The 19,630-nt window shown below is 57.8% G+C and carries 21 protein-coding genes and 1 pseudogene; 6 read left to right on the forward strand and 16 right to left on the reverse strand.

The genetic code is table 11. The features are described 5' to 3' along the window. Nucleotides 1-131 precede the first annotated feature (131 nt). Complete coding sequence (locus ACA052_RS16820) at nucleotides 132-386, forward strand: DUF6555 family protein (RefSeq protein ID WP_497645875.1); 255 nt, start codon at nucleotides 132-134, stop codon at nucleotides 384-386. Further along, a complete protein-coding gene (locus tag ACA052_RS16825) occupies nucleotides 383-673 on the forward strand; it encodes a hypothetical protein (RefSeq protein WP_497645876.1) in 291 nt (96 codons plus the stop codon). The genes ACA052_RS16820 and ACA052_RS16825 overlap by 4 nt, the downstream gene beginning before the upstream one ends. Here the strand turns inward: ACA052_RS16825 and ACA052_RS16830 are convergent. The 5 genes and pseudogenes from ACA052_RS16830 to ACA052_RS16850 form a co-directional block, all read right to left on the reverse strand. Next, nucleotides 657-1,193: a hypothetical protein gene (locus ACA052_RS16830; protein WP_497650344.1), complete on the reverse strand. Its 537-nt coding sequence runs from the start codon at nucleotides 1,191-1,193 to the stop codon at nucleotides 657-659. The genes ACA052_RS16825 and ACA052_RS16830 overlap by 17 nt on opposite strands. Nucleotides 1,194-1,337: 144 nt before the next feature. Next, nucleotides 1,338-1,463: pseudogene (locus ACA052_RS16835) on the reverse strand (manganese catalase family protein); the annotation flags it as partial. 97 nt (nucleotides 1,464-1,560) lie between these two features. Further along, nucleotides 1,561-2,385 (reverse strand): DUF3618 domain-containing protein, encoded by an 825-nt coding sequence (locus tag ACA052_RS16840; protein WP_497645877.1) that lies wholly within the window; start codon nucleotides 2,383-2,385, stop codon nucleotides 1,561-1,563. Beyond that, the gene (locus tag ACA052_RS16845) at nucleotides 2,382-2,813 is read right to left on the reverse strand and encodes a phage holin family protein (protein WP_497645878.1); all 432 of its coding nucleotides are present in this window, start codon (nucleotides 2,811-2,813) and stop codon (nucleotides 2,382-2,384) included. The genes ACA052_RS16840 and ACA052_RS16845 overlap by 4 nt, the downstream gene beginning before the upstream one ends. Continuing rightward, nucleotides 2,813-3,466: a hypothetical protein gene (locus tag ACA052_RS16850; protein WP_497645879.1), complete on the reverse strand. Its 654-nt coding sequence runs from the start codon at nucleotides 3,464-3,466 to the stop codon at nucleotides 2,813-2,815. Before ACA052_RS16850 ends, ACA052_RS16845 begins: the two co-directional genes overlap by 1 nt. Nucleotides 3,467-3,741: 275 nt before the next feature. Between ACA052_RS16850 and glgX the strand changes: the two genes are divergently transcribed. Then, nucleotides 3,742-5,916 (forward strand): glycogen debranching protein GlgX, encoded by a 2,175-nt coding sequence (gene glgX / locus ACA052_RS16855; RefSeq protein WP_497645880.1) that lies wholly within the window; start codon nucleotides 3,742-3,744, stop codon nucleotides 5,914-5,916. An 88-nt stretch (nucleotides 5,917-6,004) separates the two neighbouring features. On the opposite strand, the gene ACA052_RS16860 is transcribed toward glgX, so the two are convergent. The 9 genes from ACA052_RS16860 to ACA052_RS16900 all read right to left on the reverse strand — a co-directional run bounded on the left by ACA052_RS16860 (nucleotide 6,005) and on the right by ACA052_RS16900 (nucleotide 14,505). Then, nucleotides 6,005-6,280, reverse strand: coding sequence for a DUF971 domain-containing protein (locus ACA052_RS16860; RefSeq protein WP_497645881.1), 276 nt, complete (start codon nucleotides 6,278-6,280; stop codon nucleotides 6,005-6,007). Beyond that, nucleotides 6,277-7,239, reverse strand: a complete 963-nt coding sequence (locus ACA052_RS16865) for a HEAT repeat domain-containing protein (protein WP_497645882.1) — start codon at nucleotides 7,237-7,239, stop codon at nucleotides 6,277-6,279. Before ACA052_RS16865 ends, ACA052_RS16860 begins: the two co-directional genes overlap by 4 nt. After that, nucleotides 7,236-8,084 (reverse strand): ABC transporter ATP-binding protein, encoded by an 849-nt coding sequence (locus ACA052_RS16870; RefSeq protein ID WP_497645883.1) that lies wholly within the window; start codon nucleotides 8,082-8,084, stop codon nucleotides 7,236-7,238. The genes ACA052_RS16865 and ACA052_RS16870 overlap by 4 nt, the downstream gene beginning before the upstream one ends. Then, nucleotides 8,084-8,866, reverse strand: coding sequence for an ABC transporter permease (locus ACA052_RS16875; protein ID WP_497645884.1), 783 nt, complete (start codon nucleotides 8,864-8,866; stop codon nucleotides 8,084-8,086). Before ACA052_RS16875 ends, ACA052_RS16870 begins: the two co-directional genes overlap by 1 nt. 153 nt (nucleotides 8,867-9,019) lie before the next feature. Then, the gene (locus ACA052_RS16880; protein WP_497650345.1) at nucleotides 9,020-10,426 is read right to left on the reverse strand and encodes an ABC transporter substrate-binding protein; all 1,407 of its coding nucleotides are present in this window, start codon (nucleotides 10,424-10,426) and stop codon (nucleotides 9,020-9,022) included. 247 nt (nucleotides 10,427-10,673) lie between these two features. Next, nucleotides 10,674-10,919, reverse strand: a complete 246-nt coding sequence (locus ACA052_RS16885) for a 4Fe-4S dicluster domain-containing protein (protein WP_007946457.1) — start codon at nucleotides 10,917-10,919, stop codon at nucleotides 10,674-10,676. Nucleotides 10,920-10,945: 26 nt separating this feature from the next. Continuing rightward, nucleotides 10,946-12,685, reverse strand: coding sequence for a fumarate reductase/succinate dehydrogenase flavoprotein subunit (locus ACA052_RS16890; protein ID WP_497645885.1), 1,740 nt, complete (start codon nucleotides 12,683-12,685; stop codon nucleotides 10,946-10,948). Next, entirely contained in the window at nucleotides 12,682-13,434 is a 753-nt protein-coding gene (locus ACA052_RS16895; RefSeq protein WP_497645886.1) for a GntR family transcriptional regulator, read from the reverse strand. The genes ACA052_RS16890 and ACA052_RS16895 overlap by 4 nt, the downstream gene beginning before the upstream one ends. A gap of 183 nt (nucleotides 13,435-13,617) precedes the next feature. Next, entirely contained in the window at nucleotides 13,618-14,505 is an 888-nt protein-coding gene (locus ACA052_RS16900) for a Dyp-type peroxidase (RefSeq protein ID WP_497645887.1), read from the reverse strand. Nucleotides 14,506-14,639: 134 nt separating this feature from the next. Between ACA052_RS16900 and ACA052_RS16905 the strand changes: the two genes are divergently transcribed. Next, complete coding sequence (locus tag ACA052_RS16905; RefSeq protein WP_497645888.1) at nucleotides 14,640-16,265, forward strand: NADP-dependent glyceraldehyde-3-phosphate dehydrogenase; 1,626 nt, start codon at nucleotides 14,640-14,642, stop codon at nucleotides 16,263-16,265. A gap of 47 nt (nucleotides 16,266-16,312) precedes the next feature. Further along, entirely contained in the window at nucleotides 16,313-17,353 is a 1,041-nt protein-coding gene (locus ACA052_RS16910; RefSeq protein ID WP_497645889.1) for an FUSC family protein, read from the forward strand. On the opposite strand, the gene ACA052_RS16915 is transcribed toward ACA052_RS16910, so the two are convergent. Next, on the reverse strand, nucleotides 17,354-18,247 hold the full coding sequence (locus ACA052_RS16915) for a DMT family transporter (protein WP_497645890.1): 894 nt from the start codon (nucleotides 18,245-18,247) through the stop codon (nucleotides 17,354-17,356). A 135-nt stretch (nucleotides 18,248-18,382) separates the two neighbouring features. Here ACA052_RS16915 and ACA052_RS16920 point away from each other — a divergent pair, with 135 nt between their 5' ends. Then, nucleotides 18,383-18,820, forward strand: a complete 438-nt coding sequence (locus ACA052_RS16920) for an Lrp/AsnC family transcriptional regulator (protein ID WP_407013048.1) — start codon at nucleotides 18,383-18,385, stop codon at nucleotides 18,818-18,820. Nucleotides 18,821-18,885: 65 nt separating this feature from the next. Here the strand turns inward: ACA052_RS16920 and ACA052_RS16925 are convergent, their stop codons facing one another. Further along, entirely contained in the window at nucleotides 18,886-19,557 is a 672-nt protein-coding gene (locus ACA052_RS16925; RefSeq protein WP_157715183.1) for a Bax inhibitor-1/YccA family protein, read from the reverse strand. Between the last annotated feature and the right edge of the window lie 73 nt (nucleotides 19,558-19,630).

Below are 19,630 nucleotides of genomic sequence, written 5' to 3' on the forward strand. Positions count from 1 at the left end.
TCGGGAAGGTACGTTAGTACATATTTCTCGAAAAAAACTCCAAATTCAGAAGCATACGATTGTCCGACAAACGTTTTGAATTTTTTTTGGCGCGCTCACTCCTTTGTCTATGAGCATAGGGAGGGGGTCTCATGAACACCGATCTTTTTGTCATTGAATACAAGCTCCATGGGGAGCCCAAGTCCTTCATCATTCGTGCAAAAACAATGCGCAATGCAGATGCTTGGCATTGGGCGAGTTGTGATGCTGGATTGGCTCCTATACCAAAGCCTGGGAGGCCACCGCTAAAAGTCGTCTCTAAACCTCAAGCGGAAAAGTACGGGGTGACTGATGTCAAATGGCGGGAATCCGCAACATTAACTTGGACGGAGGTTTCAACGTCATGAGCGCATACATTTTGAAAGACGTAGGCAGCTTGGATGAAGACGCCGAAGTAGCTCGTTCCACTGCGCTTTTTTTTGAGGCGGATCGACTGGATGCAGTCGCCTACAGCATTCTAGATTCGGCTGAAAAAACCGACGAGATTTTGAAAAAATTTACGGAGGCAAAAGCTATCGCTGATGCCAAACGAGCCGAAGCATCCCGGGTTTTGACACACTCAAGACGACAGAAAAAAACCATGAGTTCCAGTGACATAAGCGGTGTGAAAAATCCTGCTACGTACCTGGGTTAGTAAGTTGAATATACACAGACCAGGTAGCTAGCAGTAGCCAAAATGTCGCGAAAATCCAAGGGGTACGAACGGAAAACAGCAGCGCCTTTCGATACCCCTTGTGCGTGGACTCACGCTCGCTAAACAACGGTGAGTCGTCGTAGGCCAACCCCATCAGCGGCTCGCTGCGGAGCAATTCGCTCTGCTTGAAATACCAGTGATCAATGATGTCATAGGCCGCGCGAATACCAGGCCAGGCGTTCAGCGAGCTAAGCACACCCAGCAGCGCAAGAAACGGTGGCACCACCAGCGTGAACAACTTTCCCCATTCGGGATTGAGATTGGCCATACAAGACGCAAAGGCGATGACCAAAAAGGATTGGGCTGCCAGATATGCATCGGTTCGATTGGCTAAAATGCTCGTCTCGTACTGAATCTCTCTTCGGTAAAAATCCAATCTTTCTTTAGGGGAGCCGAACATCTTTGCGTTGTGCTCGGTCAGCTGAGTGTCGTCTATGTGGGAAGTCAAAATTCTCGGCAAGATGGATTCGCTCTGATCAGTTAATACGAAGCTCGTGTTCAGCCCAAAAGCCATACTCGACTAAAGCGCTTAGCCTCAGGGTATTTGCGCTCACTCTCTAGATGCTTATGGGGGGCAAATCGTTCCAAACCAATCATTAGTGCAATAGATGTTTGTGAACTCTGGCATGCCGGGCAGCTTGCCTTGCGGGAAGTTCGGTTGGATCGAGTGCAAGGCTTTTTCGAAGGACAGCTGATGGGCGATTTCGCGGCTCATCAAAAATCCCATAGCGCAAGGTTGCCGATGGCAACTAGCTGGGGACTTGCTACGTTTGACCGGAGGAAAAGCGGAAGGCCAGTGTCAGACCTCCCGCCTTTCATTCATGCGTTTACGAAGTACCTAATCCACGTGATAGATCGGCTGGTGCATCGGATGCGGCGAGGTGATCCCCTTTTGGATTTGCATCCACGTCCGAGTGTTCAGTCGTCTTTGTCACCGTATCGCGTACCGCCTCAAAACCCTCACGTGCCTGTTGCTTGACCTTGTCGGCCAGTCCCGCGCTGGTCTTGCCAAGATACCGTTGCTCGGTCGCCGTCGAAGGCAACGCAGCCCCCAGCATGGCACCTAACGCGATGCCCGCTGCGGCGACCATCAGAGGTTGCTCCTTGAGCAAATGACTGAATTGGTTAGTCATCACTTGGGTGCTGCGCACTAACCGGTCGCTGGCGTCATGAACGGCGTGACTCATATTATCGGTGGCCGCGCCTAGATTATCCGTCAGGTGGGCGGCCTTGCCTTTGACGGTCTGGTAACCCTCCTTGAGCGAGTCGGTGGTGTGGTGCAAATGGTCACGCGCACTGTCGATGCCGTCTGCCAGCCCGTCGGCCCACTCTCCGACTTTGTTCTGATCCGGGCCTACGCGATAGCCAGGTTGTGCGGATGGAGGGCGGTTCTGGCTCATCATCAACCACAGCAATCCAACTGACGTCAGCACAGCGGGAACTGGATTATTACGAACACTGGTTCCCAGGTTAGTCAGGAATGTCGTGCCGTTGCTCTGCATAAAGCCCAGGGCTTGATCGAATACTTGGCCGGGTGTGAATTTGCTTTCGAGCGCATCGACGATGTTGCCGATGCTGGCCCGTTGAGCATCGATTTCACGCTCGATGGCCTCAGGACTTTTCTGCGATTCGATTTCGAATTCGGTGTTCATGAGACTTTCCTCCGCAGCGCTTCCTGATCTTTATTCAAAGCATCCAGAGTGCGATCAGGCTTGAAATTAGACGGATTGAATTGTTTTTTCCCCGACTGCAGCATGGCGAACCCTACGATCATCACCACAACACCGACGATCAACGCAGCCAACCATGGCGCCATTACCATGCTCAAACCGTAGACCGCAGACATCAACAGAATGATGAACCCCGCCAGAATCACAATTGCGCCACCGGCCACGGCGGCAACGCCGGCCTTGAGGGTTGTGAGGCTGGCTTGCAGTTCAGCCTTGGCCAAAGCGAGCTCCTTGGTGAACAGCGCGGGAACTTCTCGGGATAACTGCCGTATCAATCCGACGACGGAAGCATCTGGATCAGCCACGGGCACTGGCCTTGCGCCCGGAAAACCTGGATCTTCTCTGTTCATCACAGTGTTCCTCCGTTGAAGGTTGTTGAAGCAGGTGTCGAGTTCGTCGCGAAGTCCGAAGGATGATCATGCTGATTCGGCGAAGCCGGGGTGATGCCTGTGGCCAGGCCGGAACTCTGATCGGTGCGTGAGGGAACGGAAGTTTCATAGGGTCGTTGAGCGCCAAAACCACCTGACGGAGGCATTGAGTTACCCGCTGCCGGATCACTGGTATCAGTGACTGTCGCCGCAGACGAGCTGCCTGCTTTCAGAAAACGCGATAGGCCGAAGCCCAGCGCCACACTGCCGGCGATGAAGAGTGCTGGGTTGTTACGAGCCAGATCGGCTGCGTCGTGAAGTAGCTGTTCGGCACTTTTTCCACGCAGATTACCCGCCAGACCACTCATGGATTCAGCCATGTCCGCAAGGTAGTCAGACATACCAAGCGTGTCCTTGCTTTCAATCTCGGAAACGAAGGATTTCGCTCCCTTTGCCAACGCCTCAATCTGGTCTGCTGCCGTATCTCGATATTGACCGAACTGCTCGTCAGCCTGCTGCCTCGCGCCGCCAAGCGCCTCAGTTACATTTTCTTTTAAGTGTTCGAGGTTCTGCTCTGTCTCTGCGGAGTCGGGTTTATCTGCCTGACTCCCAGTGTTGCTATCTGAAGTATTCATGTCGTCCCTCGCCTTCTGAATGAAAAAGCGTTATCAGGGTTCGCCACGAATTACCCGTAGCCCCCCTCACTCCAGATGACGGGGCAGCGTTATGGGGAGTTCCAATGAAATGATGAGTGATGCTTTCACTCGTCCCCCGAATCATTTCTTCAAACGCGCCGCAGTGGGCACGCATCAGAATGGCCGCAAATATCCTGAACTGTTGCGCAACGTGAGCTTCTATCGATAGACCGCGTTGGTCATCCATCCCAAATCTTCTTCCGGAGTGCTTGATCATGACTGATCAACCAGTGAGCGACAGTGCATCAAGCCAAGATCGTCCCGCCAGCCGCGTCAGCGAGGGCTTACCTTACCCATTAGGCGCGACGTGGGACGGCTCGGGCGTCAACTTCGCAATTTTTTCTGCGAATGCCACAAAGGTCGAACTGTGTCTGTTCGACGCGCAAGGTCAGCAAGAAATTGAGCGCATTGCCCTACCGGAATTTACCAACGAGATTTGGCATGGCTACCTTCCCGACGCGCGACCTGGGACACTCTATGGCTATCGGGTGCACGGCCCCTACGACCCGGCAAATGGTCATCGCTTCAACCACCACAAATTGCTGATAGACCCTTATGCCAAGCAGATCTCAGGTGAGCTGCAATGGGACGACGCATTGTTTGGTTATACCGTCGGCCATGAAGACGGCGATTTGTCTTTTGATGAGCGGGACAGTGCGCCTTTCATGCCTCGCTGCAGAGTAATCGACCCGGCATTCACTTGGGGCAGTACCACAAAGCCCAATGTGCCATGGGAAAATACCGTTTTTTACGAGACACATGTGCGCGGCTTTACCATGCGCCATCCTGCGGTATCGGAGTCTGAACGCGGCACCTTTGCAGCCTTCCATCAATACGATGTGGTGGAATACATTCGCTCACTTGGCGTGACATCGGTGGAATTGATGCCAGTGCATTATTTCCTGGATGACAATCACCTCCTGGAAAAAGGACTGCGCAACTTCTGGGGCTACAACACACTGGGCTTTTTTGCCCCACATGCGCGATATATGGCCGGACAGTCCATCGGCGAGTTCAAGGTCATGGTCTCGCGCTTCCATAAGGCGGGATTGGAGGTGATTCTTGATGTGGTCTACAACCACACGGCCGAAGGTAATGAGATGGGGCCGACCCTATCGCTAAAAGGTATCGACAACGCCAACTACTACCGCTTGATGCCTGACGATGCCCGTTATTACATCAACGATACGGGTACTGGTAACACACTCAACATGAGCCACCCTTGCGTGTTGCAAATGGTGACTGACTCCTTGAGGTACTGGAGTTCGGAGATGGGCGTGGATGGGTTCCGATTCGACCTGGCTACGATCCTCGGTCGGGAACCTCACGGATTCAGCGAGGGCGGCGGCTTCCTTGATGCATGCCGTCAAGATCCGGTTCTGGCCAAGGTGAAGCTTGTCGCTGAACCATGGGACTGCGGCCCAGGGGGCTATCAAGTGGGCAACTTCCCACCCGGTTGGATGGAGTGGAACGACAAGTTCAGGGACATCTCTCGTGCCTTCTGGAAAGGTGACGATGAAATGCTGGGCGACTTTGCGAAGATTTTTCTTGGCTCAGGTGACCAGTTCAATCGGCGTGGTCGCAAGCCTGCTTCATCGGTCAATTTCATCACCGCACACGACGGCTTCACGCTGAATGACCTCGTCTCCTACAACGAGAAGCACAACGAGGCCAATGGCGAAGACAACCGTGATGGCCACTCTGATAACAGGTCGTGGAACTGCGGCGTGGAGGGGCCAACAGAAGACCCCGTCATTCTTGAGCTGCGTTATCGGCAGATGCGTAACCTCCTTGCCACGCTGTTTCTATCCCAAGGGACGCCGATGCTCCTGGCCGGTGACGAATTTGCCCGCACTCAAGGCGGTAGCAACAATGCCTACTGTCAGGACAGTGAGATCGGCTGGGTCGATTGGAACGTGAGTGAAAAAAGTAGCGAGCTGCAGGACTTTGTCAGGTACCTGATCGAGTTGCGCAATCGCTACCCCCTGCTTCGTCGCAACCGCTTTTTCACAGGCGAGTATGACGAAAGCCTGGGCGTCAAAGACGTTAGCTGGATCCAGCCAAGCGGTGAAGAAATGGGTATGGAGCAGTGGCAGGATGGCAGTAACCGCTGCATGGGTATCTTGCTGGATGGTCGTACTCAAACAAGCGGCATTCGCCGCGAAGGTGTCGATCATTCACTTCTGATCATCGTAAACGCACACCATGATGTGGTGAGCTTCAAACTGCCAGAAGTGCCACAGGGCAAACAGTGGGCTCTTCAACTGGATACCAACCTGACGGAGTTAGACCCTGGTGAGTCGTTTTCCTTCGGAGATGAGTATCAGGTCACCGGGCGCTCTGTGCTGATGTTCGAACTGAAAAAGCCATCAACCAGGAAACGGAAGTAAAACGACGCTGCGATCTTTTGACTTTTCTGTTCAAAAACAAGATCAAAAGATCGCAGCCTTCGGCAGCTCCTACAGGGTTCAGTTCAGGTCAGATCAGATGGGAGAGGTAGGGCCAGGGGTAGATGCCGCGGTTGTGGCCGTCGCTGAACACCAGCTGCAGGCCATAACCTTGGGAATTGAGTTCGGTCACTCGAATGCGGGGGTCGACCGACGGCGTCAGGCCCTGCAATCGAAACGCCCGGCATTGCGAGCACGGGCACTGCCGGCGCAATTCGGCATGATCCAGCCATTGCTCGCGGCCGTTCGGCCAATTCAATCGTAGCTGCCGCTTGGCTTGGGAATTGCCCACCGCCAGCGGATTCATTGCAACTGACTCAGCGCGATACGCACCGCTTTGCGCACTTCCGGATCGCCATCGTCTTGAGCAGCCTGCAAGGGGGCGATCGCGCCTTTATCGTCAAGTTCTCCAAGGGCCAGCGCGGCCTCCTTGCGCAGGTTGCTGATGCGATGACCGAGGGTTTCGATCAGTGCTTCCAGGGCCGGCGCATACCGCAAGCGGCCGAGGCTGCGGGTGGCGCGCAAACGCACCTGCCAGTAATCGTCGCCCAACGCGTCGATCAATGCCGGGCCGGCGTCGGTGTGTCCAACCTTGCCCAGAGTTGTCGCGGCTTCTTCGCGGACTTGCCAGGCGTCGTCCTGCAACGCCTGGCGCAGGGCTGGCAGGACCTGTGCGTCTGACGCCAGGCCCAACGCCCCGGTGGCGGCGCGGCGAACGTCGGTGTCCGGGTCGTCACTGGCCAATCGGGCCAAGGCTGGCAACGCCTCCAGTTGCTTGAGCCAGCCGAGGACGCCGACGGCTTCGCGGCGAACGTTGGCGTCTTCGTCATCCAACGCCCCTGTCGCGGCAGCGGCGGCATCGGGGAAACGCAACTCGCGCAACGCCCTGAACGCCGCGATGCGTACGCGGCTGTCGGCATGTCCGGTCCACGGCAGAATCACCCGGCCCGCCCCTGCGCTTTTCAGCAGGCTGAGGCTTTGCGCGGCAGCGGCTTGCACGGCCAATGAAGGATCGGTCAGGGCCTGGCACAACGCTTCGACCACCGGCGTTTCCTCCCAGGCCTCCAGTAGCCGCGCGGCTTCGGCGCGAACTTCTTCCGTCGGATCCTGAGTCAGCCTGTCGACCAGCCACAGCAAGCCATCCGGCTCTTCAAGATCGGCTAATTCAATCAGGGCGATCCGGCGCACCCCGGGATCTTCATCGGTCAAGCGCGGTTGCAAGGCAAGAATGTCGTCGTTATCGGTTACATCAAAGAGTGAGGTCATAGGGCAAATCGCGGCAGTTTGTTTTCAGGGGGAAGTCCGAGAGGGTTCAGGCGTGGTAACTGCCGACCGTCTTCGTGACGCAGTAATTCGAGGCAATGCCGCTTCAGGCGCGAAAACTCATGGCTTGTCACCAGTTCGGTGGTACGCGGCCGGGGGAAATCAAGGCGCAGGTCTTCGATGATCCGGCCAGGGCGCGAACTCATGACCAGTAACCGGTCGGCGAGAAACAGCGCTTCGTCGATGTCGTGGGTGACGAACACCACGGTGGTGCGAATCCGCGTCCAGATGTCCAGCAGCAACTCCTGCATGTTCAATCGGGTCAGGGCATCGAGGGCGCCGAAGGGTTCGTCCATCAATAACAGGCGCGGGCGATTGATCAGCACGCGGGCGATTTCCACCCGTTGCTGCATGCCGCCGGAGAGCTGATCGGGCCAGCGTTCGGCAAAACCTTCCAGGCCTACCAGGGCGAGCATTTCGTCGGCGGCGTTGTGCCGTTCGGCTTTGCCGATGCCGCGCATTTTCAGGCCGAAGGCGACGTTGTCGCGCACGGTGCGCCAAGGGAACAGCGTGTGATGCTGGAAGACCATGCCGCGCAGCGGTGATGGGCCCGAGACTTGAGCGCCGTCGACTTTCAGTGTTCCCGTCGTCGTTTGCAGATGCCCGGCCAGTGCGCCGAGCAAGGTGGATTTACCGCAACCGGAAGGCCCGAGAATGCACACAAATTGCCCCGGTTCGATTTGGCATTCCAGGGCTTGTAAAGCCTCAAAAGCAGCGCTGCCCTGCCCCAGGCTGATCGACAATCCGTGAATATCGATTCGCCCTTCAGGGTGTTGAAAAACGCTCATCAGGTTTTTCCTCGTGGTCGATGCCAGGGGGTGAACAACCCTCCGAGGCGTTTGATCAGCAGGCTGCTGCCCATCCCGAGGACACCAATCAGCAACATGCCGACGACGATGTCGGCGTAGTTCTGAATGGTGTAGGACTCCCAGGTGTAATAGCCGATGCCGTACTGGCCGGAGATCATTTCCGCGGTCACCAGGCAGAACCACGAAGTGCCCATGCCGATGGCGAGGCCGGTGATGATGCTCGGCGCGGCGCCCGGCAGGATCACCTCCTGCAGAATCGCCCGACGTCCGGCGCCGAGGCTTTTCGCCGAGGCAACCAGCCGTGGGTCAACGCCTTCAACACCGTGCACGGTGTTGAGCAGGATCGGGAACAATGCACCGGTGAAGGTGATGAAGACCATCGACAGTTCGGACGATGGGAACATCAGGATGGCCAGCGGAATCCAGGCTACCGCCGGGATAGGACGCAGGACTTCCAGCGGCGGCAGCAGCAGGTCTTCGGCCCATTTCGAGCGCCCGATCGCCAGGCCCAAGGCGATACCGATGATCAGTGCAGCGAGGTAACCGGCGAAGACCCGGCTGAGGCTGCTGCTCAGGTGCCGGGCAAGTTTGCCGGAGTCGCCGAGGCCCAACGCCGCTTCAATCACTGCCAACGGTGTCGGCACGTTGGCGAAGGTGACCAGGCCGAGGTTCCAGTGGTGACTGGCGGCGAGTTGCCAGAACAGGAGGCAGAGCAGCAACGAGGATGCTCTTGGAATCCAGCGCAAATATGATCGGTACATACATAACTTCCAATGGCGAACACATCACCTGTAGGAGCTGCCGAAGGCTGCGATCTTTTGATCTTGATCCTTTGGCGGTTTCGAGTCTGTTGAAGATCAAGATCAAAAGATCGCAGCCTTCGGCAGCTCCTACAGGGGGCCGTGTTTTCCGGGTTAGCGGGCGGCAACGGCCTGGGTGGTGGCGTCGGTGAAGTCGAAGACTTTTCCGCCCTGGGCCGTGGCGAATTGCTGGGCCTGGCCTTTCAGCAGAAACGCGCTGAGCCGCCCTTTGGCATCACTGGCAAACCACGCCTGATCCGCCAGCAACTTGATCCCGCTGTCACTGGCCTGGGCATACACCGCGCGGATGTTCTTGCCTTCCTGCTTCAGGCTCGCCAATGCCGTGAACGCCGACTCCGCCGAGGCGTACTGCCGGACCTTCGGCTCGCCACGCACCCAGATCTCGGCGACATGACTGACGTCGGTAATGGCTTTGCCAGTCGCCGCATCATTGGCCTTCAACGGCGTCTGCCCGTAGTTGGCCAGTTGCGCGGTGTAGTCGATATTCGAGGCCTTGAATGCGGAGCGGATGTATTGATCGTCGATAAAGGTCGCCAGATCGAGACCGCGATCAGCCTTCTTCAACAGTTTGAGCGTATCGATGGCGGTGCCGACGGCCTGGCGGTATTCCGGTTTCCAGCTCAGGTCGCGGGTCTGCACGCCGAGTGGGCCATGGAACAGATAATTCACCTCGGCATCGACACCGGTAACTTTGGCGATCAACTCGCTGTATTTCTCCGGCTCGGCAGCGAGTAACTGATTGGCTTCGATGCTGGCGCGCAAATAGGCGACGACTATTTCCGGGTACTTCTTCGCATAGGCCTGATCCACCAGCGCGCCATGGAAAGTCGGCGCATCGGCCTGGGAACCGTCATAGATCTTGCGAGCAAAACCACGGCTCGGGAACAGTTCGGCGAACGGCACGAAGTCGGCGTGGGCATCGATCTTCCCGGCCTGCAACGCGGAACCCGCGACTTCCGGCGGCTGCGCAATAATGTTCACGTCTTTGAGTGGGTCCCAGCCCTGAGCCGCGACGGCGCGAAGCAACATGCCATGGGCGGTCGAGGCGAACGGCACGGAAATGGTCTTGCCCTTCAACTCGGCCAGCGACTGCACTCCCGAGGCGCTGGGCACGACGATACCGTTGCCACTGCCCTTGATGCTGCCCGAAAGCACGCTGATAAACAGGCTGTGCTTGCCCGCCGTTTCGAACGCCACGCCGTTGAATGCACCGGGGAAGTCGGCCATGGCGCCGAAGTCGAGTTTGCCGGCAACCATCTCGTTGGTCAGGGGCGCACCGCTGGTGAAGTTCTTCCATTGCACTTCATATTTGGCGTCTTTGTAGGGGCCGTCGTGAGGCAGGTATTTGTCCAGCAGCCCCAGCTCGCGAATCAACAGACCGCCAGCGGCGCAGTTGATGGTGGTGTCCTGGGTGCCGATGGCAATGCGGATGGTTTCGGCTTGCGCCGACAAGGTGAATGAGGCCAGTACCAGACCGGCAAATGCTGCACGCAGCAATATTGGCAAAGACATAGTGAATCCCCTCGAATCATTCATAGGATGTTCGTCTCCGCCACGATCAGGGCGCGGTGGGAAACGAGGGGTGTTTAAATCTCGCGTCCGGTGTTGCCGGATGGCGTTATGGGTTGTCCTTACTGGCCTCTTCGCGGGCAAGCCCGCTCCCACAGTGATTTGTGTTGTGCCTAAGATTGTGAAAACACCAAAGAACCCTGTGGGAGCGGGCTTGCCCGCGAAGGCGTCCTGTCATTCAACGGAGCAAGTAGGGGATTTCGACTTTCACCGCCCCGGTCGGGCAGTCCTTTTCGCAGGGCATGCAGTACCAGCATTCGTCGAAAGCCATGTAGGCCTTTTGCGTGGCCGGGTTGATCGCCAGCAGGTCCATTGGGCACACATCGACGCACACGGTGCAGCCTTTGTGGGCGATGCAAAGGTCCTCATCGACCGTGACGGGGGCATTGGAACGGAAGAAGATTTCCTGGGGTTGATAAGCCATTTCGCGGTCTCTCTGTTGGGTCATGCTCAGGCCGCAAAGGCACCGACGCGCAGCCGGTCATAGGCCTGCATTTCTTCGGCATCGAGCGGGATGATGTAAGGCTCGACGGCTTTCTTGAAACTGGTCATCAAGCCGTTTTCACCTTTCTTCAGGTGGCAATGGCAGAACCAGTCGCTGTCGTTGCGTTGCGGGTGATCGACCCGATAGTGGTAAAGCCCCCAGCGACTTTCGGCGCGGAACAGCGAGGCGCGGGCGGCCATTTCGGCGCAGTCGCGGATCATGCTGACTTCCATGGCCCGCATCAGTTCGTGGGCGTTGTGGGCCTTGATCTGATCGAGGTCGCGCTGGATATCGCTGAAGCGTTGCAGGCCGATTTGCATCTTCTTGGTCACTTTCGGCGGTTGCAGGTAGTCATTCACGAAGCGTCGCAGTTTGTACTCGACTTGCGCGGGAGGCAGACCGTGTTCGCGATCCAGCGGTGCGTAGACCCTTTGTTTTTCCGTTTCGATCTGCTTGGCATCGACTTCTGAAAACTCGCGCCCGGCGACAAAATCCACCGCGTTGGTGCCGGCAAACCAACCGTAAGTGAACGCGCCCAACATGTAGTTATGTGGGACGGCGGCCATGTCTCCCGCCGAATACAACCCCTTGACCGAGGTTTCGGCTTTCTCGTTGACCCACACGCCCGATGCCGAATGCCCGCTGCAAAAACCGATTTCCGAGATGTGCATCTCGACCATCTGCGTGCGGTAATCCGTGCCGCGATTGGCGTGGAACTGGCCGCGACTCGGGCGTTCGTTGCTGTGCAGGATCTCCTCGATGTTCTGGATGGTTTCTTCGGCCAGGTGATCGAGCTTGAGGAATACCGGGCCGTTGCCGCTTTCGAGTTCCTGGTGGAACTCCCACATCATCTGCCCACTCCAGTAGTCGCACTCGATGAAGCGCTCACCTTTATTGTTTGCCGTGTAGCCACCCAACGGGCCGGTGACGTAGGCGCAGGCCGGGCCGTTGTAATCCTTGATCAACGGGTTGATCTGGAAGCATTCGAGGTTCGCCAGTTCGGCGCCCGCGTGATAAGCCATGGCATAACCGTCGCCGGCGTTGGTCGGGTTTTCGTAGGTGCCCATCAGGTAACCCGAGGAAGGCAGCCCCAGGCGTCCGGCGGCGCCGCAGCACAGGATCACGGCTTTGGCCTTGATCACATGGAAGTCAGTCGTACGGCAGTCGAAACCCATCACGCCGTTGACCGCGCCCTCTTCGTCCGTCAGCAAACGGGTGCAAACGAGGCGATTGGTGATGCTGACCCGCGCTCGTTTCAATTGGCGGTACAGGACTTTCTTGATGTCGTGCCCTTCCGGCATCGGCAGCACGTAGGCGCCCATGTGGTGAACCTTCTTCACCGCGTAGTCGCCGGTCTCGTCCTTCTCGAACTTCACGCCCCAGCGGTCCAGTTGTTCGATCGTTTCGAAGCTGTGGGTCGCGTAGGCATACACCGCGGCCTGATTGACGATGCCGTCGTTGGCGATGGTGATTTCCTTGGTGTACTGCTCCGGCGTCGAGTGGCCCGGGATGATCGCGTTGTTCAGGCCGTCCATGCCCATGCTGATCGCACCGCTGCGCTTGACGTTGGCCTTGTCGATCAACAACACGCGCAGATCGCGGTTACGCTCCTTGGCCTTGATCGCCGCCATGGGACCTGCGGTGCCGCCGCCGATCACGACGATGTCGTATTCCTGTTCGAGGGTGTTTCTGGAGCTGTGGGTCATGCCTGATCCCCTTTTTGCCGGTCGATCCGCAAGCGGTACTGGAACGCATCGCCGCGGTAGTAAAGGTGTTCGAAGTCCACGGGGCGGCCATCGGCATCGTGGGTCAGGCGCTCGATGCGCATGATCGGCGAGCCGGCTTCAACGTTCAGCGCCTGGGTCAGGTCGCTGTCGGCCAGCACCGCGTCGATGGCCAGGTCGGCATGACCGAGCGCCAGGCCGCAGTCGTTTTCGAGGATCAGGAAGATGTCGCGAGTGACCAGGTCAGCCTTCTCCAGACGCTCGCCAATGGCTTTTGGCAAATAGGTGATTTCCAGGGAAATCGGTTCGCGATTAATCAGCCGAACGCGCTTTATCTGCGCCACGGTTTCGCCTTCGGCCACTTGCAAACGCTCGGCGACCAGCTTGTCGGCGGCAATGAACTTGAAGCTGCGCAGGCGGTTGATCACCTCATAGCCGCGACCGGTCATGGACTCGGCAAGGCCTTGCAGGGTGCTGACGTTCTGGAAAGTCTTGGGCTTGGCGACGAACGTGCCTTTGCCGTGGATCTTGAAAATCAGCCCTTCTTTTTGCAGATCACCAAGGGCCTGGCGCACGGTGATGCGGCTGACTTTGAACAACGCGCAGAGCTCGCTTTCGGAGGGCATCTGGCTGTCTTGCGGGTATTCACCGTCCAGGATGCGGGCGCGGAGCACATCCCGCAGCTGGGTGTGCAGCGGGACACTGCTCAGGGATAGAACATTATCGGTCATGGCAGATCACTTGTTATAACGAGTTATGACGTGATCTTAGAGATGTGGTGCGGGAGTTGAGAAATATTGTTTAAGCATAAGGTTAGAAGATCAAAAGATCGCAGGCTGCGCCAGCTCCTACATGAGATTGCATTCCCCTGTAGGAGCTGCCGGAGGCTGCGATCTTTTGATCTTTCTGCCGACTCAGTCGAGGCGCAATGCCCGCAGGTCCAGGCGCCCATCCTTGAGCGGCGGGCACCAGTAGTAGCCACCGGTGATTGGGCGACTGATGCGGTACAAACCGTCGGTGATGCCGTCTTCCAGACCGCTCATACGCCGCAGTTGGGCTTCGAACGCGTCGAGGGAAAAACCGAAGGCCAGGAACATCAACCCGGCGCGATCACCTTCGATCCACGGCATCGAACGACGGACTACGAACGCTTCGGGAGCAAAACTTTCCTGGGCGGTGCGTTTGACGTGGGCGGAGATCGGCGCGTCGTCGATCTCCTCGTTATCGCTCAAGCGACGGCCCATGATGTTGTCCTTCTCATGGGAGGGCATCCCGTGGAAGCCCTTCAGGTCGTGCTGCCACTGCTGGATCGCGGCGAAGCTGCCACCGACCACACCGTCAGCGCCCTCACCCACCAACGCAGCGGCCACGGCAGCTTCGTCGTGCGGGTTTTCAGTGCCATCTTCGTAACCGGTCAGGTCGTGGCCGGTGAGGTGGCGGAAAGTTTCGTTCATCTGCACCAGGCGCAGGGCCGGTGCCAGCGCGGCTTCGATGGCGTTGCTACGATTGAGCAACTCGCCCCGGTCAACGCCGTGCAACCAGCACCACAGAGCGTGTTGGGTCGACGGGTTGTCGACGCCAACGCCGGTCAGCGCCGGAAAGGCGCGCAGCCCTTCGATTTGACCATGAAGGGCTTTAACCAGGGATTCACCGAAACCGACCACCACCGACTTCCCGTCCACCAGCCCCTGCAATTTGTCGAGCGCGGCCGGCAAAGCAGCGGCGGATTCGAGGGCGAAGAACATATGACGGGCTTGAGGCGGAACGGGGGTGGCGAGAATGCCCGGCTGGTAGTAACTCATATGAACTCCTTGATAAAGAGCGCGAAGTTTACCCGCGGGCACTTAAAAAGTCCGGTCAATAAGGCGTATAACCTTTGAGGTGAATCTGAATGGCAAGCCGCCAGCGCATGGCTTACATCACATGGAGTAGCGACATGACCACAGCACATATCCTTGGCAACCTGTTTCCCGACGCAAGCAGCATCCCTGAAAAATACCGCCTCGACGGCCCGACCGAACAGCGTGAATACCTGGTCGACGGCGAACTGAAAACCTGGAATGGCCCCCTCGCCCAAGTCCGCAGCCCGGTGTACCTGACCGGCGAAAAGGGTGACGAACAAGTGATCCTCGGCAGCACGCCGCTGCTCGATGCCGACACCGCATTGACCGCCCTCGACGCCGCCGTCCGCGCCTATGACCGGGGCCAGGGCCTATGGCCAACCCTGCGCGTGGCCGAGCGCATCCAGCACGTCGAAGCGTTTCTGCGGCGCATGCGCGAACAACGCGAAGCGGTGGTCAAGCTGCTGATGTGGGAAATCGGCAAGAACCTCAAGGACTCGGAAAAAGAGTTCGACCGCACCTGCGACTACATCGTCGACACCATCAACGCCCTAAAGGAACTCGATCGCCGCTCCAGTCGCTTCGAACTGGAACAGGACACCCTCGGCCAGATCCGCCGCGTGCCGCTGGGCGTCGCACTGTGCATGGGACCCTACAACTACCCGCTGAACGAAACCTTCACCACGCTGATTCCGGCGCTGATCATGGGCAACACCGTGGTGTTCAAGCCGGCCAAGTTGGGTGTGCTGTTGATTCGTCCGTTGTTGGAGGCTTTCCGCGACAGCTTCCCGGCCGGGGTGATCAACGTCATTTACGGCAGCGGCCGCGAGACCGTCAGCGCGCTGATGGCCAGTGGCAAGATCGATATTTTTGCGTTCATTGGTACCAACAAAGCGGCCAGCGACCTGAAAAAACTCCATCCAAAACCCCACCGCTTGCGTGCGGCACTGGGGCTGGATGCAAAGAACCCCGGCATCGTGCTGCCGGAGGTCGATCTGGATAACGCGGTCAGTGAAGCGCTCACCGGCTCGTTGTCGTTCAACGGCCAGCGCTGCACCGCGTTGAAAATCCTCTTCGTCCATGAAGACGTGGTCGAGGCCTTCATCGAGAAATTCAACACCAAACTCGCCACGCTGAAACCGGGCATGCCGTGGGACAGTGGCGTGGCCCTGACGCCGCTGCCGGAATCGGGCAAGGTCGACTACCTGCACTCGTTGGTCGCGGATGCAGTCAGCAAAGGTGCCACCGTGGTAAACCCCAACGGCGGTGAAGCCCGTGCGTCGTTCTTCTACCCCGCCGTGTTGTACCCGGTGACACCGCAAATGCGCGTTTATCAGGAAGAACAGTTCGGCCCGGTCATCCCGATCGTGCCGTACCGGCATCTGGACACGGTGATCGATTACGTCCTGGAATCGGACTTCGGCCAGCAGTTGAGTATCTTCGGCACCAACCCGGTGGCGGTCGGCCGGCTGGTGGACACCTTCGCCAATCAGGTCGGTCGGATCAACCTCAACGCCCAATGCCAGCGCGGCCCGGACACCTTTCCGTTCAATGGCCGCAAGAATTCCGCCGAAGGCACTTTGTCGGTACATGATGCGCTGCGGGTGTTTTCGATCAGGACATTGGTCGCGACCAAGTTCCAAGAGACCAACAAAGAATTGATCAGCGAGATTATCAGCGGACGCAGTTCGAGTTTCCTGACCACCGATTACATCTTCTGAGGAGACCGAGCCTGAGCACATTCAGCGCCAATCGCCTGCCACCGCTGATGCGCCGATTATTGCGTCCGTTGCTGGACCCGTATCGGCGCTATAGACACGCCAAAGTCATCCACGCGGTGCGCGTGTCGCTAGGGTTGATGGCATCGATCCTGCTGACCACCGGGATCAACCTGCCGCATGGCGAATGGGCGTCGGTGACGATGCTGGTGGTAATCGGCGGTTTGCAGCACCACGGCAACATCGGCAAAAAAGCCGCCGAGCGCGCTACCGGCACCTTGATCGGAGCTGCCGTCGGTTTATTGCTGGTGGCGCAACAAGCCTGGCTCGGCATGCCATGGCTGACCTATTTCGTGATGTCGGTGGTGTGCGGGTTCTTTTCCTACCACGCCATCGGCAAGGGCGGCTACACCGCGCTGCTGGCGGCGATCACCGTGCTCATCGTCGCAGGTCATGGCGACAACCCGGTTTCCGACGGATTGTGGCGTGGCGTAGACATCCTGATCGGCATCGCCCTGGCCCTGGCGTTCTCCTTCGCCCTGCCGCTCTATGCGGTTTTCTCCTGGCGCTACAACCTGGCCGATGCCTTGCGCGATTGCGCGACGATTTACGGGCGCATCATCAATGGCCAATCGGTCACTGACGACGAGCACCACCGGCTCATGGGCCGTTTGAACACGGTGATGGTGCAACTGCGTTCGCTGATGCCGTCGGTGTCCAAGGAAGTGAAGGTTTCCATGACCGAACTCGATGCGATTCAGCGTCATTTGCGGATGTGCGTGAGCACCTTGGAAATTCTCGGCAATACTCGGCCGGACGCGAATGATCCTGATGCGATGGCCCATTTGCAATCGTCACTGAAAGCGGAACATCGGCTGATTCGGGTGCAGCTCTTGGGGATGGCGCGGGCGTTGAAATCAGGCGCGTCTCAGCGGCTCAGTCGGCCTGTTGAATTACCTAATGATTCAAGCCTGGACGCGCCGGTTTATAACGCGCTGGACGGTTACCGATTATTGATCCGGCAACTGGCCGGCAACATCGGCGAGATGCGTCAGCGATTGGCAAAGACTGCGCCGCGCTGGAACCTATGATTATTGCGTAACTGTCCGCCGAAACTTCAGGCTCCAGCCCTGCTGCATCCCGGCAGCGGCCAGCAAAATCGCAGCAACACCAATCCATTGCAGCGGCTCCAGGCGATGGCCAAAGGCAAACCAGTCAACGAAAATCGCCGCAATCGGGTAGATGAACGACAGAGCGCCAGTCAGTGCAGTAGGCAGTTTTTGAATCGCGCCGTAGAGCAACACGTACATCACGCCCGTGTGAATAATGCCGAGCGTCACCAGGCTGGCCCACGCACTCGGCGCTTGCGGCAACGCGGAAAAGTGCGCGAAGGGTGCGAGTAGCAGCACCCCGGTGGTGACCTGGACCAGCGCGATCAAATGCGGCGGCGTGCCGGTCAGGCGTTTGATGATCAACGCGGCAATCGCGTAGAGGAATGCGGCGCCCAACGCCAAGGCGATGCCTATCAGGTAATCACTGCCGCTTTCGCCCTGCCCGCCATGCGCGCTGACAATCGCCAACATTCCCAGAAACGAAATGCCCAGCCAGAACAGTTTCTGCAGGGTGATTTTCTCGTTTAGGAACAGGGCGGCCAGTCCCACCAGCATGAACGGTTGAACGTTGTACACCGCCGTGCCAATGGCAATCGAAGCGCGAGAATAGGACGCGAATAACAGTACCCAGTTACCGACAATCGCCACCCCGCTGACGACGGCTAGCAAGAAAGTGGTGCGAGTCAAAATGCCGGGGCGCAGGAAGCCGAATGCAGCGCAGATCAGCAACAAGGTGCCGGCACCGAATACGCACCGCCAGAACACCACGTCCAGCACAGGTTGCCCGGACACCAGCACGAACCATCCGATGGTCCCGGAAATCAGCATGGCGGCGGTCATTTCAAATGACCCGCGACGTATTGTTTTGTCCATCATCAGACTCCTGTGTTTGAGCCCAAATTATGCCTATCGGCCGAGGTGCTTCTCCAGAGCAAAAATCAGGCTAAACTCGGCTTCTGCCTTTTTTATCAAGGCCAATTTAACTAATTGCCTTACAGGGGTTCCGCCATGACTGACGATATCGATCAAGTGCTGATTACGGCGCTGATGGAAGACTCACGGCGCTCGCTCAAGGCCCTCGCGCACCTCAGCGGGTTGTCTTCCCCCAGTGTCGCCGAGCGTTTGCGTCGCCTTGAAGAACGTGGCGTGCTCAAGGGCTATACGGTCGAGATCGATCCAAAATGCTTCGGTTATCAATTGCAGGCCATTGTCCGTATCCGCCCGCTGCCGGGCCAGTTGCAGGAGGTGGAGCGGCAGATCCAGGCTATCCCGGAGTTCACCGAATGCGACAAGGTGACGGGCGACGACTGTTTCATCGCCCGCCTGCATGTGCGTTCAATGGAGCAACTGGACACCCTGCTCGACCGCCTCAATACCCACGCCGAAACCAACACCGCGATCGTCAAGAAAACCCCGGTCAAACGGCGATTGCCGCCGATGGCGTAAGCCTTTACTCAAATCGCAGGCAAGAAAAAACCCGCCGAAGCGGGTTTTTTACTTATGGCCGACGATTAATCATCGCGGCTCATGATGCCAAAGATCTGCAACAAGCTGATGAACAGGTTGTAGATCGATACATACAGGCTGATGGTCGCCATGATGTAGTTACGCTCGCCGCCCTGGATGATGGCGCTGGTCTGGAATAAAATGCAGACCGAGGAAAACAGCACGAAACCGGCGCTGATCGCCAGCTGCAAACCGCTGATCTGGAAGAAGAAGCTGGCCAGCGTTGCACCCAGCAACACGAAGAAACCAGCGGTGATAAAGCCACCGAGGAAGCTCATGTCCTTACGGGTAATCAGCACATAGGCCGACAGGCCGCCGAATACCAGCGCAGTCATCGCGAAGGCCGAGCTGACCACTTCAGCGCCGCCCTGCATGCCCAGGTAGCGGTTGAGGATCGGGCCGAGCAGGAAACCCATGAAACCGGTCAGGGCAAATGCCGACACCAGGCCCCAGGCCGAATCACGGAGTTTGTTGGTGAGGAAGAAAAGACCGTAGAAGCCGATCAGCACCACGAAGACGTTCGGATAGCCGACACGCATCTGCTGGGCAACGAACGCCATCACGCCGCTGAACGCGAGGGTGAGTGCGAGTAAACCGTAAGTGTTGCGCAGGACGCGGCTAACCTCTAGCTGCTCAGCCTGCACGCTGTTATTAACTGCGTAATCCTGTTCGCGCATGGCGACACTCCTGTTGGTTTGAAACGTTCAGTCGCAAAGATCATAACAGACGCTCTGTAACAAGCTATGGAGA

This window comes from Pseudomonas sp. LBUM1644 (assembly GCF_059716195.1).

Excerpts from the sequence above, each read along its gene's own strand:
- ACA052_RS16895 (WP_497645886.1), bottom strand. The coding sequence starts at position 13,434 with ATGACCGATAATGTTCTATCCCTGAGCAGTGTCCCGCTGCACACCCAG.
- ACA052_RS16925 (WP_157715183.1), bottom strand. The coding sequence starts at position 19,557 with ATGCGCGAACAGGATTACGCAGTTAATAACAGCGTGCAGGCTGAGCAG.
- ACA052_RS16860 (WP_497645881.1), bottom strand. The coding sequence starts at position 6,280 with ATGAATCCGCTGGCGGTGGGCAATTCCCAAGCCAAGCGGCAGCTACGA.
- ACA052_RS16845 (WP_497645878.1), bottom strand. The coding sequence starts at position 2,813 with ATGAACAGAGAAGATCCAGGTTTTCCGGGCGCAAGGCCAGTGCCCGTG.
- ACA052_RS16910 (WP_497645889.1), top strand. The coding sequence starts at position 16,313 with ATGCGCCGATTATTGCGTCCGTTGCTGGACCCGTATCGGCGCTATAGA.
- ACA052_RS16825 (WP_497645876.1), top strand. The coding sequence starts at position 383 with ATGAGCGCATACATTTTGAAAGACGTAGGCAGCTTGGATGAAGACGCC.
- ACA052_RS16850 (WP_497645879.1), bottom strand. The coding sequence starts at position 3,466 with ATGAATACTTCAGATAGCAACACTGGGAGTCAGGCAGATAAACCCGAC.
- ACA052_RS16920 (WP_407013048.1), top strand. The coding sequence starts at position 18,383 with ATGACTGACGATATCGATCAAGTGCTGATTACGGCGCTGATGGAAGAC.
- ACA052_RS16865 (WP_497645882.1), bottom strand. The coding sequence starts at position 7,239 with ATGACCTCACTCTTTGATGTAACCGATAACGACGACATTCTTGCCTTG.
- ACA052_RS16820 (WP_497645875.1), top strand. The coding sequence starts at position 132 with ATGAACACCGATCTTTTTGTCATTGAATACAAGCTCCATGGGGAGCCC.
- ACA052_RS16915 (WP_497645890.1), bottom strand. The coding sequence starts at position 18,247 with ATGGACAAAACAATACGTCGCGGGTCATTTGAAATGACCGCCGCCATG.
- ACA052_RS16870 (WP_497645883.1), bottom strand. The coding sequence starts at position 8,084 with ATGAGCGTTTTTCAACACCCTGAAGGGCGAATCGATATTCACGGATTG.
- ACA052_RS16840 (WP_497645877.1), bottom strand. The coding sequence starts at position 2,385 with ATGAACACCGAATTCGAAATCGAATCGCAGAAAAGTCCTGAGGCCATC.
- glgX (WP_497645880.1), top strand. The coding sequence starts at position 3,742 with ATGACTGATCAACCAGTGAGCGACAGTGCATCAAGCCAAGATCGTCCC.
- ACA052_RS16885 (WP_007946457.1), bottom strand. The coding sequence starts at position 10,919 with ATGGCTTATCAACCCCAGGAAATCTTCTTCCGTTCCAATGCCCCCGTC.
- ACA052_RS16875 (WP_497645884.1), bottom strand. The coding sequence starts at position 8,866 with ATGTACCGATCATATTTGCGCTGGATTCCAAGAGCATCCTCGTTGCTG.
- ACA052_RS16900 (WP_497645887.1), bottom strand. The coding sequence starts at position 14,505 with ATGAGTTACTACCAGCCGGGCATTCTCGCCACCCCCGTTCCGCCTCAA.
- ACA052_RS16905 (WP_497645888.1), top strand. The coding sequence starts at position 14,640 with ATGACCACAGCACATATCCTTGGCAACCTGTTTCCCGACGCAAGCAGC.
- ACA052_RS16890 (WP_497645885.1), bottom strand. The coding sequence starts at position 12,685 with ATGACCCACAGCTCCAGAAACACCCTCGAACAGGAATACGACATCGTC.